Consider the following 15,772-nt stretch of genomic DNA (forward strand, 5'->3'; position numbering starts at 1 on the left):
CGACAACCTCTCGATCGAGCCGGCGCGCACGTCGCCGTCTCGCGGCGGGTCCAGCGGGTCCAGCAGACGCCGCGCCAGCGACCTGGCCCCGTCGCGTCCACCCCGACCTCCGGGCCCAACCCGAGGCCGCTCGCGTCCACGCGCAGCAACCGCGGCCGCCGCCTGGGGGCTGACCAGCGACCGGCGGAAAGGGCCCGACCCGGCCCGCGCGGCGGCTAATCTTGTCGCCCATGACGCAGGTGGGACACAGGACGGCACGTGCGCTGCTGCGCAGGCTCGCCGTCGAACAGGCCGAATGCAGGGTGCCGTCGCTGACGGCCGCGATCGTGCGCGACGGCGCGACGGCGTGGTTCGGCGGGCGCGGCCGCGTCGACGGCGCGGCGCCGACCCCCGCCACCCAGTACCGGCTCGGATCGATCACCAAGAGCATGGTCGCCGTCGTCGTCATGCGCCTGCGCGACGAGGGCGTGCTCGCTCTGACCGACCCGCTGCGGGAGCATCTGCCCGGCGCGCCGCTCGGGCACCTGACCATCGCCCAGCTGCTGTCCCACACCGCCGGGCTGACCGCCGAACCGCCCACCGACTGGTGGGAGCGCACCCCCGGCGTTCCCGCCGCCGAACTGCTGGCCCGGCTCGGTCCCGCAGAGCTCAAGCACCGGCCAGGCCGGCGCTTCCACTACTCCAACGTCGGCTTCGCACTGCTCGGCGAGCTCGTCGCGCGCCTGCGCGGCACCACGTGGCTCAAGGCGGTACGCGCCGAGGTGCTCGACCCGCTCGGCATGCACGACACCACCGCCCGGCCCCGCCTCCCCCACGCCACCGGCTACGCCGTGCACCCGTGGGCCGACGTGGTGCTGGCCGAACCCGAGCACGACGCCGACGCCATGGGCCCCGCCGGGCAACTGTGGTCGACCCCGCACGACCTGGCCCGCTGGGCGGCCTTTCTCACCGGCGAGACCGGCGGCGTCCTGTGCCAGGACACCCTCACCGAGATGCGCGAGCCGGCCGGCGTCGACGACGGCGACACATGGACCGCCGGGTTCGGGCTCGGCCTGCAACTGGCCAGGCCAGGCGGCCGCCGTCTGGCCGGCCACACCGGGTCGATGCCCGGCTTCCTGGCCACCGTGTGGGCCGACCCCGCCGAAGGCGCGGGGGTGCTGTTCATGGCCAACACCACCTCCGGGCTCAGCGGCAGGCTGGCGACCGACCTGCTGGACATCTTGGAGGAGTACGAACCGCGCCTGCCCGACGAATGGCGCCCGGTCGCCGCCGACCCGCACCTGCTGGCACTGACCGGGCTGTGGCACTGGGGGCCGAAACCGTACGCGCTGCGGCTGCTGCCCGAGCGCGGCCTGTCGCTCGAACCGGTCGGCGGCGGCGGGCGCGCCTCCAGGTTCGTGCCGCAGGACGACGGGACCTGGCTGGGCCTGGACGGCTACTACGCCGGGGAGACCCTGCGGGTCGCGCCCGACCATCTCGACCTCAACACCTTCATCTTCACCCGCGACCCCTACGACCCGAAAGCGCCCGTGCCGGGCGGCGTGAGCGCCTGGCACGCCTGACCCCCTACCGGCCCGGGTGACCACCCCGCCCGGACGGTCTCCCGGGCCGCCGCCCGGTCCTCCGCCGCACGGCCGACCATGTTTCGCCCGCTTCTGGGCAGAGGAAGCGGACAACGATCCCCCCGGTTCCCGTGGAGATCGCCGCGTCGGCGCGTGAGGTCTCCTCGGCCGTACAGCCCGTCGAGCAGCGAGGACCGGCAGACGATGCGCTTGTCCTTGACCCGTCGGCGCACCCGGTCCATCAGGGCCGTGTGGTCGATCCGATCGAAGCACGCCTCGATATCCGCATCCAACACCCACCGGTAACCGGCGGTGGCCAGATGATGGATTTCGGCGATCGCGTCGTGCGCACGCCGGTTCGGCCGGAAACCGTAGGAGCACGGACGGAAATCCGCCTCGAAAATCGGTTCCAGGACCAGTTTCAGCGCCGCCTGCACCACCCGATCCGTGAGGGTCGGGATTCCCAGCCGGCGAAGCTTGCCGCCGGTCTTGGGGATCATCTTCTCCCGCACCGGTAACGGCCGGAACTGGCCTTGAGCAGGGAGCGAACATGGTTCAGCAGCGCCTGCGCCCCGGCCATCCGGACGTGGATGATGGTGACGCCATCCACTCCGGCGGTCCGGGCTCCGGCATTGCCCGCGACCCGTTCCAGCGTCATCACCAGCGTGGCCGGGTCGCAGACGAAGTTGAACACATCGTCAAACCGGAAGCCGTGATCGGCTACCGCCCAACGGTGCAGCTTGGTCTGCATCCCCCGTACCCGCAGCCATGCCTCATCGGCCGACGGCCACGCGACAGCGGCATCCACCGCTGTGTCTTCGGGCATTGCAGCACCTCCCTTGCGATCTCGCTGCCGCCCTTCCCCATGTGACGGGCTCTCCCCGCCTCGGAGTACTACGGCGGCTCCGTCCCCTCCCGGCCCGATCGGCCGACGGTGGACCCAGCCCGCCGCGCCGCACCGGCAGTGCGGCTGCAGAAGGCAGAGCCGGGAAGGTTCCCGTGTTCACTGACTGATCGCTCGACGAAATAGGCACCCGGCTATACCCCCGCGGCGTCGCCACGGCTACCCCGCAGCACTTCACCGTGGCCTCCCTGCCGCCGAACGTGAGCGGCCCGGAAGTTCCCCGCCCCGTGATGAGGGAGCAGGTGCGCACCGCACCCAGCCCGTATCCGCCAGGTTGGAGCTGGTAGGGATTGTTAGGAGGCTTCATGCACCGGTTCCTCGCGTATACCTTTCCGTCTCGCTTGCCGGACCGCGCCATCTGGCAGTACTGGTCACACGTCCCGGCGTTGTCGGGGCCGCTTGCCACCCTTCCCGGCACTTCCCGGGTCAGGCTGCCCCCAGCTTCATCACCCTGCTGCGACAGGGCGAAGGTGGCGGTCTCTCACCTCCACTCGATCAATCAGCGCGTCACGGCGCACGCGCTCCACCACCCACCTGCGGGGCAGGACCACGAAGCCGCTGACATCGTCGCTGCGCTTGACGATCACCAAGGTGAGCCGGACACGAGACATCCCCACCAGACCTCAGACCACCAGCTCAGAGGCTCCCTGGAGCGGATCCACACCCAATGCCCTTGGCAACCGGGCCGAAGCGATAGCGGTGCCAGTGCCGGTCGGCCACGCGTGCGGCGACCTCGGCCCTCGGATAGCGGGCGGTATACGACAGGAGGAGTACGGCGAGGGACGCTACCGGGTGGATTCGGCGATGAGCCGGCGGGGGCAGGATCGGGGTCAACAGCTCGAGGTCGGCCGACCTCAGAGGGCAGCACCACTCACCTGTCACTAGGAGTTCTGCCATGCTCGCACCTCGCGTGCCCCGTCATTCCGCCGCTCTGTCCGCCGCCGTCCTGGCCGTGACCCTGGCGAGTGGCTGTGCCGGCGCCCAGGCCAGCCAGTCCGCCCAGGCCAATCCCATGACGACCTGGATCGGCGACAACGCCAAACGCTTGAAGCGAACCGACGCCAGCGGATCGGTCGCCGATCTGGCCTCGCTGCGACCGATCGTCAAGGACGCGAAGGTCGTCGCCCTGGGCGAGCCGTCGCACGGCACGCATGAGCAGCTCACCGTCCGGCACAGGGCCATCCGGTACCTGGTGGAGGAGCTGGGATTCCGGACAGTGGCCTGGGAGGAGAGTTGGGGCAGTGGCGTGGCCATCGACCGCTACGTCGTCACCGGCAAGGGCGACGCGCGCGAGGTCGTCTCCCAGATGGGGTTCCAGTGGCGAAGCGAGGCCATGCTCGGCCTGGTGCGCTGGATGCGCGAGTTCAACCGGGACCGCGCCGACGACGACAAGGTCCGTTTCCTCGGCGCCGACGTCATGGAAGTGCGGGCCATCCCCTTCGAAGAGGTACGGCGATACGTCAAGGACGTCGCGCCCGGCCGCCTGAAGGAGCTGGACCGCGACCTGCGCCCGATCCGCTACCGCGGCACGCTGGAGGCTCACTTCGGCTGGTATTTCAAGCAGTCCCCCAAACAGCAGCGGGAGCTGGTGCGGCACGCCCGCGCGGTCAAGAAACTCGTGGACGGTCTACCGGCGGGCATGTCGCGGATCGACCTTGACGACGCCGTCCAGCACGCCACCACGATCCTGGGATTCTACGAGTCCTACGCCGAACAGATCGCCGAGGTCCCAGAACCGGTACGCGACCAGTACATCGCCGACCTCATCGAGGGGTGGCAGCGTCGCACCGGTCACCGGATCGTCTACAACGCGGCCAACGTCCACACCACCGCAGCTCCCCGGGTCACCTGGCAGTTCCCGCCCGACCCCAGCGCTCTGCGGAACAAGGTCATGGCCGGCGGTCATCTCCGCAAGCGGTACGGCCGCTCGTACATCTCGATCGGGACTGTCTCCCACCGCGGGAAGATTCTCGGCGGCTGGGAGCTGGGACCGCCCTCGGTCTTCACCGTCCCGCCGCCCGGCCGCGCGATGATCGACCACATCCTTGGGACGGCCAAGCATCCCAACTACCTGCTCGACCTGCGGGCGAAAGCGCCCGCACAGGTGCGTAAATGGCTGGCCGCCCCCGCCACGATGCGTATCATCGGCTCGGCCTACGACGCGAAGAAGGACGCCGACTACATGATGCGGATCGACTCGATGGGCGGCGGCTTCGACGCGATCCTGCACCTCGGCAGGACGACGCCCACTCGCCTGCTCAATGAGGGCTAAGGTCATCAGGGTGCCGTTGGTCCGCTCGACGATCCATCGTTTCGGCTGGGGAACCAATTCCTGGTCGGCAAGGTTGCGCTGGACGATCTCGACGTCGATCCCGAGGGTGGCGCCATGGTCGGCGACGCTGTTCTTGAAGCCCTGGTCGACCAGGGCTTTGGCCACCGTTCCGGAGGTCTGCGCGGCGACCCGGTCCAGCAGGGCCATCCCCGCCGCGTTGTCGTGCCGAGGCGGGCCAGCGTAATCACCGCGATGACCGGGCCGAACACGTCCACTGCCAGGCCTTTTTCGGCCGGGCTCCTTCTTGGTCGCGTCCCAGGCCCGTCGTCGTGGCCGCCAGCCGCCAGCGGGGGCCCCGGCCGCCGCGCGGACTCTCTGGGCGGCCGGCACCACCAGATCGTCATCCCGCGGCCGTGCATGGTGGGGACGACCGCTCCCCAAAATCGATATCGAGTCGTGCTGATCGATCCGGCATCTGCAGGCTGGTCTCCGCGCCGGACCCCCTGGACGCCCGCACTCACGAACTGACGTGTAGTGACCGTTCAACCACCGCAGAAGTTCCAGCGCGTGTGGACCGCCGCCCTCGCACGGAAGCCGGAAGGGACCGCTGACGGCGGCCGCCTGGCCTACGCGACCACCTTCGCGATGAAGGCGGTCAGGTTGTCCCGCGTGCGAGCCACCCGCTCCTGCACCGTCAGGGTCTCCTCGAAGTCGCCCCCCGCCGTCTGCTTCTGGCCCCGTGCATAGAGGGAACAGTCCAGGTCGGAGCAGAGATACCGGCCCACGGTGTTGCCCAGCCGCCCCGCCTCCCCGGTGCGCCGCGCGCTCATCAGTGCCACCCCGCCCCCGGTGCGGATGGTCAGGCACAACGAGCACATGCTGCGCGAGGCGAAGCCCCGCGCCGTTCCCCGAACCGCCCGCAACGCGATCCCCACCAGGCGGCCGTCCTCGCGCTCGGCCACCATGTAGCCGCGGTCGGGCGCCCCGGGATCGCGCCAGCCGAGGAAGTCGAGGTCCTGCCATGGTTGCTCGGCGAGGTCCGCCGGCAGGCTCAGCCGCTTGGCCTCGCCCTTTGAACAGTTCACGAACGAGCTGCGGATGTCGCCTTCTGTCACCGGTCTCATGTCCCGTACGCTAGTCAGCCTAATATAATTAGGCAAAACATTAATTCTCTTAGCGGAGGTCGTCATGGCACGCGCGGGCATCACCGCCGATCGGCTCGCCCGCGCGGCGGCCGAGGTGGCCGACGAGCTCGGCTTCGACCACGTGACCGGCTCCGCGGTGGCACGCCGCCTCGGCGTGAAGGAGCCCAGCCTGTACGCCCACATCCGCAACGCCCGCGAGCTGAAGGTTCGGGTGGCGCTGCTGGCCCTGCAGGAGATGGCCGACCAGACCGCCGCCGCGATCGCCGGCCGCGCCGGCAAGGACGCCCTGACCGCCTTGGCCGGCGTCTACCGCGACTACGCCAGAACCCACCCCGGCCGCTACGCCGCCTCCCGCCACGAACTCGATCCCGAAACCGCCGCCGACAGTGCCGGCCCCCGCCACGCCGAGATGCTGCGCGCCCTGCTGCGCGGCTACGACCTGCCCGAACCCTGCCAGACCGACGCCGTACGCTTCCTCGGCGGAGCCATCCACGGATACGTCAGCCTTGAAGCGGCCGGCTCCTTCAGCCACACCCCGCGCGACACCGACGCCTCCTGGGCCTGGGCACTAGACACCCTCGACCTTGCCCTGCGAGCCCGCTCAGCCAACCCCGACTGACGGTCGCCCCGACACATTGATAGTGATCAACTATGCTTGTGAACGATGAGCTGATCTTGCATGCCGTAAATCTTGAAGGGGCTGATTCTCTGGAGTGCGTCCTCGCTATCTCGATATCGGTGTAGGAAGTACACTAACGCGTTGCGATTTCAGTGGGATCCGGCCCGCAGGTCCACCCACGTTCGGCAGCGGGGCGGAGCCGACGACCTACGTGGAGTGCACCTTCGACCGTATGTCCATCGAAGGTGGAGGTGCGGGTAGGGCAAGCTTCCTGCGCTGCTCATTTCTCGGCGTAGTGATCAAGGATTACCGTTCGCCGACTCGCAGTTCACTGACTGTCGTTTCAGCGGCGATCTGGCTGCGGTCATATTTTCAGCACGCCCCAGTCTCGGTTTTGCACCGCCGCCGCACCGCTCCTCGCCATGTCGAGTACGGCCGGCTCGTGATCATCAGATGCTGATCTTTGCTGCGGCCGTAGGTATGGCAGAACGACGGATACAGACCCTGCCACGACCAGCGATTACGCCTGACCGCGGCCTCTTTTTGCGCATTCGGTTCCCCCTATAGTGAGTGAGGTGGCTCACTCGAAGGGCATGCGGGCCAGGACGGCGACCGCCAAACGGCAGCGGCTGACGGCCGCCGCCGCCCGGATCGTGCACGAGCAGGGCGTCGAGCGCACCACCATCGCCGACATCGCCCGCGCCGCCGACGTCCCCGTGGGCAACGTCTACTATTACTTCAAGACCAAGGACGATCTTGTCGCGGCCGCCCTGAGCGAGCACGCCCACGGGCTGGAGACCCTCACCGCCCGGCTCGACCTCCTCCCCGACCCCAGGCAGCGGCTCAAGGGCCTGGTCGAGGCGTGGGTGGGCGAGCGTGATCTCGCCGCCCGCTGCGGCTGCCCCACCGGCACCCTCGCCGCCGAACTCGGCAAGCGCGGCGAGGGCGGCCTCGGCGAGGAGACCGGCAAGGTCATCCGGCTGCTGCTCGACTGGGCAGAACGCCAGTTCCGCGAGCTCGGGCTGCCCGCCCCCGACGATCACGCCCTGACGCTGGTCGGCGCCTACCAGGGCATGTCACTGCTGGCCAACGCGCTGCGCGAGCCCGACGTCATGGTCCGCGAAGGCCGGCGGCTCAGCGCCTGGCTGGACTCCCTGCCTGACAAGGGGAGCTGAACGCCGGTCGTGACCGGCGACGACGCCCTCCGGCCCGCGAGCCGCGGGCAGGGGTGGGTAGGGTCCGAACGGGAAGAACACACGCCCGGAGGGCAGGAACCGGATGAAACCCGTGTACGCGGCCGTCGCCGTCCATGTGCCCGCACCGCCGGAACGGGTGTTCGCGCTGATCACCGACTGGCCCAGGCACCGGGAGTGGATGTTCATGACCACCGCCCGCCGGGCAGGCGAGCACGCCGTCGAGGCCTACACGGGCATGTGGCCGTTCGGCTTCCTGGACACGATGACGATCACCCGCTGGGACCCGCCCGCACTGGTGGTCATGGACCACACCGGGCGCGTGGTGCGCGGCCGCGGCGCGATCCGGGTACGGCCGCACGACTGCGGCAGCCGGGTCGTCTGGGCCGAGGAACTGCGCCTGCCGTTCGGGCCGCTGGGCCGGGCTCTGTGGCCGCTGGCCCGCCCCCTCGTCCACGCGCTCGCCCGTCACTCCCTGCGCCGGCTGGGCGCACTGCTGCGCCGTACGGGCTGATCCCCGCTTACTCGACGCCGCCTACTCGACGGTCCGTAAGATCTGCTCGATCGACGCCGTACGGGCCCGTAGCTCTGCCAGGTCGGCGGCCGTTCGCTGCTGGGCGTCCAGCGTGGTCTCGGCCAGCTGCTCGAAGCGGCGCACGAGCCGGCGCAGGTCGTCGGCCTGGTCGGCGGCGGCCCTTATCTTGCGCGCGTCGAACAGGCCCACGACGACCACGGCGATGAGGAAACCGGCCACGAGCAGTACGGCGATGAGCAGGATCGCCACGGGCCACGACATGTCCATCAGGAGTGCTCCTTGGATCCTGGACCCTGCTCCGGGTCCGGCCTGGTGAGTGTCTTGGCCGCCTCGGCCAGCGCGGGCGCCGTCAGGCGCAGGTCGAACCCGGTGACCTCGTAGTACTTCATGGCCTTGCCGTCGTCCGACAGCTCGAGAGTGCCGGTGACCAGGCCGGCCGCCTCCAGCCGGCGCAGGTGCATGTGCAGCAGCGGGCGGCTCACGCCGATCTCGCGGGCGAGATGGCTGACGTAGTCGCGTCCGCCGGCCAGGGTGGCGACGATACGCAGCCGCAGCGGGTTGGCCAGCGCGGCCAGCATCTCCACCAGTTCGTCGCCGGTCGGCTCGGCCGCCGTCATGACATCCCATCCTGTAAACACTTCGTTACAGGTGTAACCGTAGTGCTATGCCGTTTCACGATCAACTCGTGAGGGCGGCGCTTGACCTCGGCCACGGTTGATGAATCGTGGTGTCATGGTGAAGTTCGGGGTCGGGCTACCGACCATGCAGGAGATCGAGACGTTGGGGCCGGGGGGCGTGGCGCGGGCGGCGCGGCTGGCCGAGACCGTCGGAGCCGATGCGGTCAGTGCCCCGGACGTGCTCGTCGGAGACGGGACGACGGCGCTGGAAAGCGTCGTCGCCCTGGCCACTGCCGCCGCCGTGACGGAGCGGGTGAGCCTCGACTTCGGCGTGCTGTCCGTTCCCACGCGGCCGGTGGCCATGATGGCGGCCCAGGTGCAGACGCTGCAGCACCTTTCGCGGGGCAGGGTGCGGCTGGGAGTGGGAATCGGCGGATTCCCCGGCTCGCCGTTCTGGGCCGCGCTCGGCGCGCCGCGCACCGGACGGGGCCGCATGACCGATGAGGCGCTGCGGGCGTTGCCCGGCCTGATCGCGGGCAGAGACACCACCGTCGCCAACGGGGTGAGCCTCACCCTGGCCCCCGCCGCTCCGGTGCCACCCCTGTTCGTCGGCTCAGGCACGAGCGGAACGGCGTTGCGGCGGGTGGCACGCCTCGCCGACGGATGGCTGGCCTCGGCGCTGACACCGGCGGGAATCCGGACGGCCCTGGCGAGGTTGCGCGAACTCGCCGAGGAGTACGGCAGGCCGATGCCGCGCGTGCTGCTGGGCGTGCACACCGTTCTTGGCGCGGACCGCGAGGCGCGGCAGGCCATGGAGGCGCAGCTGGCGGAATTCTTCCAGCTCTCCGCCGACGAGGTACGCCAGGCCTGCATCTCCGGCTCACCGTCCGAGGCGGCCGAACGGGTGTCGGCCTTCGCCGAAGCCGGAGTGGACGAAATCGGGTTCGCGCTCGACGGGCGCGACTTCCTGGGCCAGATCGAGCTGGTCGGCGAGGTCAGGACGCACCTGCCCCAGTAGAGCGGCCTCCTGCGCAACGCCGGCCGTGTTGTCACGACTCCAGGAAGTGCAGCACCGCCAGCACCCGGCGGCTGTAGCCGGTGGTGTGCGACAGGCCCAGCTTGTCGAACAGCGAGTTCACGTGCTTCTCCACGGCGCTCTGCGACACGTGCAGTGCCTGCGCGATCGAGGCGTTGGTCAGCCCCTGCGCCATCCGATCCAGCACCTCACGCTCGCGCGCGGTGAGCCGGGCCAGGGGGTCCACCTGGGTCGTGCGGGCCAGCAGCTGGCGCACCACCTCCGGGTCGAACGCCGCTCCCCCCGCCCCCACCCGCTCCAGTGCGTCCAGGAAGTCGCCGACCTGCGCCACCCGGTCCTTCAGCAGATAGCCGACACCTTCGACGTCCGCGCTCATCAGCTCGGCGGCGTACCGCTTCTCGACGTACTGCGACAACACCAGCACCCTGACCGCCGGCCAGCGCGCCCTGATCTCCAGCGCGGCCCGCAGCCCCTCGTCGGTGTGGGTCGGCGGCATGCGCACGTCCACCACGGCGATGTCCGGCTCGTACGCCGCCACCGCCGACACCAGCGACTCGGCGTCGGCCACCGCCGCCGGTACCTCGTGGCCCTCCTCCACCAGCAGCCGGACCAGGCCCTCGCGCAGCAGCGTGGAGTCCTCGGCGAGGATCACCCGCACGGCAGCACCGCCGTGATCGACGTCGGCCCGCCCGGCGGGCTGGTCAGCTCGAACGTGCCGTCCAGCGCCGCCACCCGCCGGGCCAGCCCGGACAGGCCGCCGCCCGCCGCCCTGGCGCCGCCGCAGCCGTCGTCGCGCACCCGCACGACCACCTGATCGTCCTCCTCGTGCACCTCGACCGTGATGAGCGAGGCGGCGGCGTGCTTGGCGGCGTTGGTCACCGCCTCGCTGACCACGAAGTAGGCCGCCGTCTCCACCGCCATGGGCGGGCGCCGCCGCAGCTGGCACGTCACCTTGACCGGTACGTCGGACCGTTCGGCCACGCCCGCCAGCGCCTCGTCCAGGCCGAGGGAGTCCAGGCCGCTGGGATAGACGCGCCAGGCCACCTCGCGCAGCTCCGCCAGCGCCTCCTGCGCCTCCTGGTGCGCCTGCTCCAGCAGCTCGGGCCGGTTCCGCTTCGAACGCCCGATCAGCATGGACAATGCCACCAGCCGCTGCTGCAGGCCGTCGTGCAGGTCACGCTCGATCCTGCGCCGCTCGGAGTCGACGGCGGCCACGATGCCCGCCCGGCTCTCGGCCAGCTCGGCGATCCTGCGCTCCAGCGCCCGGGTACGGTCGGGGCCCAGCATCCGCACGATCAGCATGCGCTCCAGCGCGTGCACCCCCACCACGCCCGACAGGTCGAGGAACAGCAGCACGCACCCGGCCACGAACGCGTAGGCCGCCAGGGGCAGCGAGGGAAGCATGCCGTCGAACGGCAGGCCCTGCCCCCACAGCACGACGATGAGCACCGCCGCGCCCGCGCCGTACGCCAGCAGGGTGATCACCATCCCGCCCAGCAGCCCGAGGGGGACGCGCGCGGCGAGGTAGAGAGAGGCCCGCAGATCGCCGCCCGTGAGCGCGGTGAGGCCGGCGGCGTCCAGGCGCAGCCGGCGCGCCTCCAGCCGGGCCAGGCGCCGCGCGGAGGCCACGACGTTGGGGTTGGCCTGGAACGGCAGCGTCACCAGCAGGAACACCAGCTCGCACAGCGCCGTCAGCGCACCGAGCGTCACCGCGCCGAGCAGCCGCAGCCCCTCAACGGCCAGACGCATGCCTGCCCTTGCGGCGTTCGGCCAGCCGGACCCCGACGAAGACCACGATCGCCAGCACGACCAGGCCGATCACCACGTAGCTGCCGGCGCCCACGTACGTCTCCACCACCGCGTAGTGCCGGCCCAGGAGATAGCCGGCCATCACGAAGATCGTGTTCCAGATGAGGCTGCCGGCCGTGGTCAGCAGCGTGAACGTCGGCAACGGCATACGCTCCACGCCCGCGGGGATGGAGATGAGGCTGCGGAAGACGGGGATCATCCGGCCGAAGAAGACGGTCTTGCGGCCGTGGCGATCGAACCAGGCTTCGGTCTTCTCGATGTCGGAGGTCTTGACCAGGGGAAGCCTGGCGGCCAGCGCGAGGGTGCGTTCGCGGCCCAGCGCCGCGCCCACCCAGTAGAGCGCCAGCGCCCCCAGCACCGAGCCGAGCGTCGTGCACAGCAGCACCTCGAACAGCCCCAGCTCGCCCTTGCTGGCGGTGAACCCTGACAGCGGCAGGATCACTTCGCTCGGCAGCGGCGGGAAAATGTTCTCCAGCGCGATCGCGAGCCCGGCCCCGGGGGCCCCGAGGCTCTCCATCAGTCCAACGACCCAGTCAGTCATGGGAGCCACGCTAGGGACGATCGGGCACGACGGTAATGCGGCAGGTGGCCGTCCCGGACTGTGGTAAACCACACCTCCGGTGTACCGTACACTGTACGGCCGTGAGCTCCTTGACGGATCTGGTACGACACGCGGCAGTCTTCCAACCCGGCGATCCCCCCAGGTCGGGAGTGGTCGCCTTTCTCGATCCGGACGGTGAGTCCACCATGACGGTGGCCGAGCAGAACGGCGGCAAGGTGCGCACCCAGCAGGTCGCGGCGACCGTCGTGCCGGTGAACGAAGCGGTAGCCGCGCTGGCCCGGGCCCGCACCGGCCCCGGCGTCCACCCTGCCACACGATTCTGGGGCGCGGTGGCCCTCGTGGCGCTCCAGCTCGTCACCCGGGGGCGCGTGCTGCCCGGGGTGACGGCGGGCGAGCACGACTCCTGGCGCGCGGGGCCGCTCGACACCGCCGACGTCCAGCGCGTACGCGATCTGGCCGATGCCATGCCCGCCACTGCCCGCGCCGTGCCCCTGGCAAACCCGGCCTCGCAGGACGACGGGATCAGGCTGCCCGACGCCGAGCCGCTCGTGCGCGCCTTCCTGGACGCCGTCGCCGACACCATGCCCCGCTCCCCCGGCGCGGTCAGGGCCACCGGCACCGCCGCCTACGCCGCCATGAAACCCGTCAAGGTGCCGCACCTGCGCGGATGGGCCGAGGAGGTGTCGGCGGGACTCGACGCCGGCGTGCGCCTGTCGCTGCGGCTGGAGGTCGACCACCTGGGCGGGAACTCGGCGGGGGGCCTCGCCGCGGAGTTCCGCGCCGTCGTGCAGGTGCACAGCCTGGCCGGCCCCTCGCTCGTCGTCGACGCCGCAGCCCTGTGGCAGGGCGGCGGGCACAATGGAAGGCACAGCGGTGGGCACAGCGGTGGGCACAGCGGCGGGCACGGTCTCGGTCCCCGCGCCAGAATCGAGACCACCCTGGCCGTACGCCGCGCCGCCCGCGTCTGGCCCTGCCTGGAGCACCTGCTCGGCAACGCCGTCCCCGACCAGCTCACCCTCTCCGACGGCGACGTCGACGACCTGCTGGCGGGAGCCGCCGACCGCCTGGCCGCCGCCGGCGTCGAGGTGCACTGGCCCAAGTCCCTCGTACGCGGCCTGAGCGCCCGCGCCGTCATCGGCGAGCGCGACGGCCCGCCCTCCGACCTGCCCTCGTTCCTTGGCGGCCGGCAGCTGACCAGCTTCGACTGGCAGCTCGCCCTCGGCGGTGAGCCCCTGACCGCGGCCGAGATGGACCGGCTCGCCGAGGCCCACCGCCCCGTCGTACGGCTGCGCGACCAGTGGGTGCTCATCGACCCCGACCTGGCCCGCAAGGCCCGCCGGCGCGACCTCAAAGCCCTGACCGGGCTCGAAGCGCTCAGCGCCGCGCTGACCGGGACGGCCGAGGTCGACGGCGAGCAGATCGAGGCCGAGCCCACCGCCTGGCTGCGCGAGCTGCGCGAACGCCTCACCGAACCCGCCGACGCCGGCCCGCCGCCCGGGCTGGCCGCCACCTTGCGCGACTACCAGTTGGCCGGGCTGCGCTGGCTGGCCAGGATGACCTCGCTCGGCCTCGGCGGGTGCCTGGCCGACGACATGGGCCTGGGCAAGACGATCACTCTGATCGCCCTGCACCTGCACAGAACCGGCACCGGCCCGACCCTCGTGGTCTGCCCGGCCTCCCTGCTGGGCAACTGGGAGCGCGAGATCACCAGGTTCGCTCCCGGCGTGCCCGTGCGCCGCTACCACGGCGCCGCCCGCACTCCGGCCGACGAGGGGTTCGTGCTGACCACGTACGCCACCATGCGCCTGGACGCGGCCCGCCTGGCCGCCCACCCGTGGGGGCTGCTGGTGGCCGACGAGGCCCAGCACGTCAAGAATCCAGCGTCCGGCACCGCCCAGGCCCTGCGCGAGATCCCCGCCGGCGCCCGCGTCGCGCTGACCGGCACACCCGTGGAGAACAACCTGTCGGAGTTGTGGGCCATCCTCGACTGGACCACCCCAGGGCTGCTCGGCCCGTTGAGCAGATTCAGGGCGCGATGGGCCAAACCCGTCGAGTCCGGCGACCGTGAGGCGGCCGACCGCCTGGCGCGGCTGGTCGGCCCGTTCCTGCTGCGCCGCCGCAAGAGCGACCCCGGCATCGCGCCCGAGCTGCCGCCCAAGACCGAGACCGACCGGCCTGTCCCGCTCACCTCCGAGCAGGCCGGCCTGTACGAAGCCGCCGTACGCGAGATCATGACCCAGATCAGGGACGCCCACGGCATGGCCAGGCGCGGCCTCATCGTCAAGCTGCTCACCGGGCTCAAGCAGATCTGCAATCACCCCGCCCACTACCTGCACGAGAGCGACCCCCGCCTGCCCGGCCGCTCCGGCAAGCTGGAACTGCTGGACGAGCTCGTCGACACCATCACGGCCGAGGACGGCGCCGCGCTCGTCTTCACCCAGTACGTCGCCATGGCCCGCCTGCTGGAACGCCACCTGACCTCGCGCGGCGTGAGCACGCAGCTGCTGCACGGCGGCACCCCCGTCGCCCGCCGCGAGGAGATGGTTCGCCGCTTCCAGGACGGCCGGGCGCCGGTGTTCCTGCTCTCGCTCAAGGCGGCCGGCACCGGGCTCAACCTCACCCGCGCCGACCACGTCATCCACTACGACCGCTGGTGGAACCCCGCCGTCGAGGACCAGGCCACCGACCGCGCCTACCGCATCGGCCAGATCCGACCCGTCCAGGTGCACCGCCTGATCACCGAGGGCACGATCGAGGACCGCATCGCCGGCATGCTCGCCGCCAAACGTTCGCTCGCCGAGGCCGTGCTCGCCTCCGGCGAGGCCGCCTTCACCGAGCTGACCGACGCCGACCTCGCCGCCCTCGTGGAGCTGCGGTGACCGCCGCCCGCGGGTTCCCCGCCTTCGGCCCCCAGCGCGCCGGCGCCCGCTTCGCCACCTCCTGGTGGGGGCGCGCCTGGGTCAAGGCCATGGAGGACACCTCCCTCGACCAGGTCCTGCTGCGCAGGGGTCGCGCGTACGCCAAGACCGGGCAGCTCGGCCCCATCACCGTCAGCCCCGGCCGCATCGCCGCCGTCGCGGAGAACGACTACGACACCGTCGTACGCGTCGAGCAGCTCACCGACGCCGCATGGGAACGGTTCCTCGACCAGGTGGCCGCCAAGGCCGGCCACATCGCCGCGCTCCTCGACCGCGACATGCCGCACGACCTCGTCGAGGCCGCCCAGGACGCCGCCGTGCCGCTGCTGCCAGCCGTCGGCGACCTGGAGCCCCACTGTTCCTGCCCTGACTGGGGCCACCCGTGCGAGCACGCCGCCGCCCTGTGCTACCAAGCCTCGTGGCTGCTGGACGCCGACCCGTTCGTGCTGCTGCTCATGCGCGGGCGCGGCCAGAACGAGCTGATCGAGGCGCTTCAGCAGCGCGACATCCCCGAGTCCCAGCCCGCGGGCGTGCCGGTCGCCGAGGCGTTCGCGCTGGGCACACCGCCGCTGCCCGGCCCGCCCCCGTACGACGTGGCCT

Annotated in this window: 16 protein-coding genes; 8 read left to right on the forward strand and 8 right to left on the reverse strand. The window is 71.2% G+C overall.

Going from position 1 to position 15,772, the window contains the following annotated elements; genetic code table 11:
• The first annotated feature begins 230 nt into the window (after window positions 1-230).
• The gene (locus tag E1267_RS13845) at window positions 231-1,562 is read left to right on the forward strand and encodes a serine hydrolase domain-containing protein (protein ID WP_132332847.1); all 1,332 of its coding nucleotides are present in this window, start codon (window positions 231-233) and stop codon (window positions 1,560-1,562) included.
• Here E1267_RS13845 and E1267_RS45645 read toward each other — a convergent pair.
• Window positions 1,511-2,062 carry a reverse transcriptase domain-containing protein gene (locus tag E1267_RS45645; protein ID WP_220449473.1) on the reverse strand — a complete coding sequence of 184 codons (552 nt, stop codon included), beginning with the start codon at window positions 2,060-2,062 and terminating at the stop codon, window positions 1,511-1,513. The genes E1267_RS13845 and E1267_RS45645 overlap by 52 nt on opposite strands.
• A complete protein-coding gene (locus E1267_RS45650) occupies window positions 2,059-2,388 on the reverse strand; it encodes a hypothetical protein (protein ID WP_220449474.1) in 330 nt (109 codons plus the stop codon). The genes E1267_RS45645 and E1267_RS45650 overlap by 4 nt, the downstream gene beginning before the upstream one ends.
• Window positions 2,389-3,361: 973 nt before the next feature.
• On the opposite strand from E1267_RS45650, the gene E1267_RS13860 reads away from it, so the two are divergent.
• A complete protein-coding gene (locus tag E1267_RS13860; protein WP_132332848.1) occupies window positions 3,362-4,738 on the forward strand; it encodes an erythromycin esterase family protein in 1,377 nt (458 codons plus the stop codon).
• A gap of 626 nt (window positions 4,739-5,364) precedes the next feature.
• Here the strand turns inward: E1267_RS13860 and E1267_RS13865 are convergent.
• Window positions 5,365-5,862, reverse strand: a complete 498-nt coding sequence (locus E1267_RS13865) for an FBP domain-containing protein (protein ID WP_132332849.1) — start codon at window positions 5,860-5,862, stop codon at window positions 5,365-5,367.
• Window positions 5,863-5,926: 64 nt separating this feature from the next.
• Between E1267_RS13865 and E1267_RS13870 the strand changes: the two genes are divergently transcribed.
• From E1267_RS13870 to E1267_RS13880, 3 genes are all read left to right on the forward strand, one after another.
• Complete coding sequence (locus E1267_RS13870) at window positions 5,927-6,502, forward strand: TetR/AcrR family transcriptional regulator (protein ID WP_132332850.1); 576 nt, start codon at window positions 5,927-5,929, stop codon at window positions 6,500-6,502.
• A 575-nt stretch (window positions 6,503-7,077) separates the two neighbouring features.
• Window positions 7,078-7,677 (forward strand): TetR/AcrR family transcriptional regulator, encoded by a 600-nt coding sequence (locus tag E1267_RS13875; RefSeq protein ID WP_246063850.1) that lies wholly within the window; start codon window positions 7,078-7,080, stop codon window positions 7,675-7,677.
• A gap of 103 nt (window positions 7,678-7,780) precedes the next feature.
• Complete coding sequence (locus E1267_RS13880; protein WP_132332851.1) at window positions 7,781-8,209, forward strand: SRPBCC family protein; 429 nt, start codon at window positions 7,781-7,783, stop codon at window positions 8,207-8,209.
• 21 nt (window positions 8,210-8,230) lie between these two features.
• Here E1267_RS13880 and E1267_RS13885 read toward each other — a convergent pair whose 3' ends face one another.
• Together E1267_RS13885 and E1267_RS13890 are read right to left on the reverse strand one after the other, a co-directional pair.
• Window positions 8,231-8,497 (reverse strand): hypothetical protein, encoded by a 267-nt coding sequence (locus E1267_RS13885; RefSeq protein WP_220449475.1) that lies wholly within the window; start codon window positions 8,495-8,497, stop codon window positions 8,231-8,233.
• Window positions 8,497-8,847, reverse strand: coding sequence for an ArsR/SmtB family transcription factor (locus tag E1267_RS13890; protein WP_132332852.1), 351 nt, complete (start codon window positions 8,845-8,847; stop codon window positions 8,497-8,499). The genes E1267_RS13885 and E1267_RS13890 overlap by 1 nt, the downstream gene beginning before the upstream one ends.
• 115 nt (window positions 8,848-8,962) lie before the next feature.
• On the opposite strand from E1267_RS13890, the gene E1267_RS13895 reads away from it, so the two are divergent.
• On the forward strand, window positions 8,963-9,865 hold the full coding sequence (locus E1267_RS13895) for an LLM class flavin-dependent oxidoreductase (RefSeq protein WP_132332853.1): 903 nt from the start codon (window positions 8,963-8,965) through the stop codon (window positions 9,863-9,865).
• 31 nt (window positions 9,866-9,896) lie between these two features.
• Here E1267_RS13895 and E1267_RS13900 read toward each other — a convergent pair whose 3' ends face one another.
• Genes E1267_RS13900 through E1267_RS13910 form a run of 3 tightly spaced genes read right to left on the reverse strand, consistent with a single transcriptional unit; the run spans window position 9,897 to window position 12,233 of the window.
• Window positions 9,897-10,541, reverse strand: coding sequence for a response regulator (locus tag E1267_RS13900; protein ID WP_132332854.1), 645 nt, complete (start codon window positions 10,539-10,541; stop codon window positions 9,897-9,899).
• Complete coding sequence (locus E1267_RS13905) at window positions 10,532-11,632, reverse strand: sensor histidine kinase (protein ID WP_132332855.1); 1,101 nt, start codon at window positions 11,630-11,632, stop codon at window positions 10,532-10,534. The genes E1267_RS13900 and E1267_RS13905 overlap by 10 nt, the downstream gene beginning before the upstream one ends.
• Window positions 11,616-12,233 carry a DedA family protein gene (locus E1267_RS13910; RefSeq protein ID WP_165959600.1) on the reverse strand — a complete coding sequence of 206 codons (618 nt, stop codon included), beginning with the start codon at window positions 12,231-12,233 and terminating at the stop codon, window positions 11,616-11,618. The genes E1267_RS13905 and E1267_RS13910 overlap by 17 nt, the downstream gene beginning before the upstream one ends.
• 101 nt (window positions 12,234-12,334) lie before the next feature.
• Between E1267_RS13910 and E1267_RS13915 the strand changes: the two genes are divergently transcribed.
• Together E1267_RS13915 and E1267_RS47195 are read left to right on the forward strand one after the other, a co-directional pair.
• Window positions 12,335-15,133 carry a DEAD/DEAH box helicase gene (locus tag E1267_RS13915; protein WP_281283630.1) on the forward strand — a complete coding sequence of 933 codons (2,799 nt, stop codon included), beginning with the start codon at window positions 12,335-12,337 and terminating at the stop codon, window positions 15,131-15,133.
• Window positions 15,130-15,772, forward strand: a 643-nt coding sequence (locus tag E1267_RS47195) for an SWIM zinc finger family protein (RefSeq protein ID WP_220449476.1), incomplete at its 3' end; no start/stop codon positions are given. The genes E1267_RS13915 and E1267_RS47195, both read left to right, overlap by 4 nt.

Origin of the sequence: Nonomuraea longispora (genome assembly GCF_004348345.1) — a bacterium.
Taxonomy (GTDB): domain Bacteria; phylum Actinomycetota; class Actinomycetes; order Streptosporangiales; family Streptosporangiaceae; genus Nonomuraea; species Nonomuraea longispora.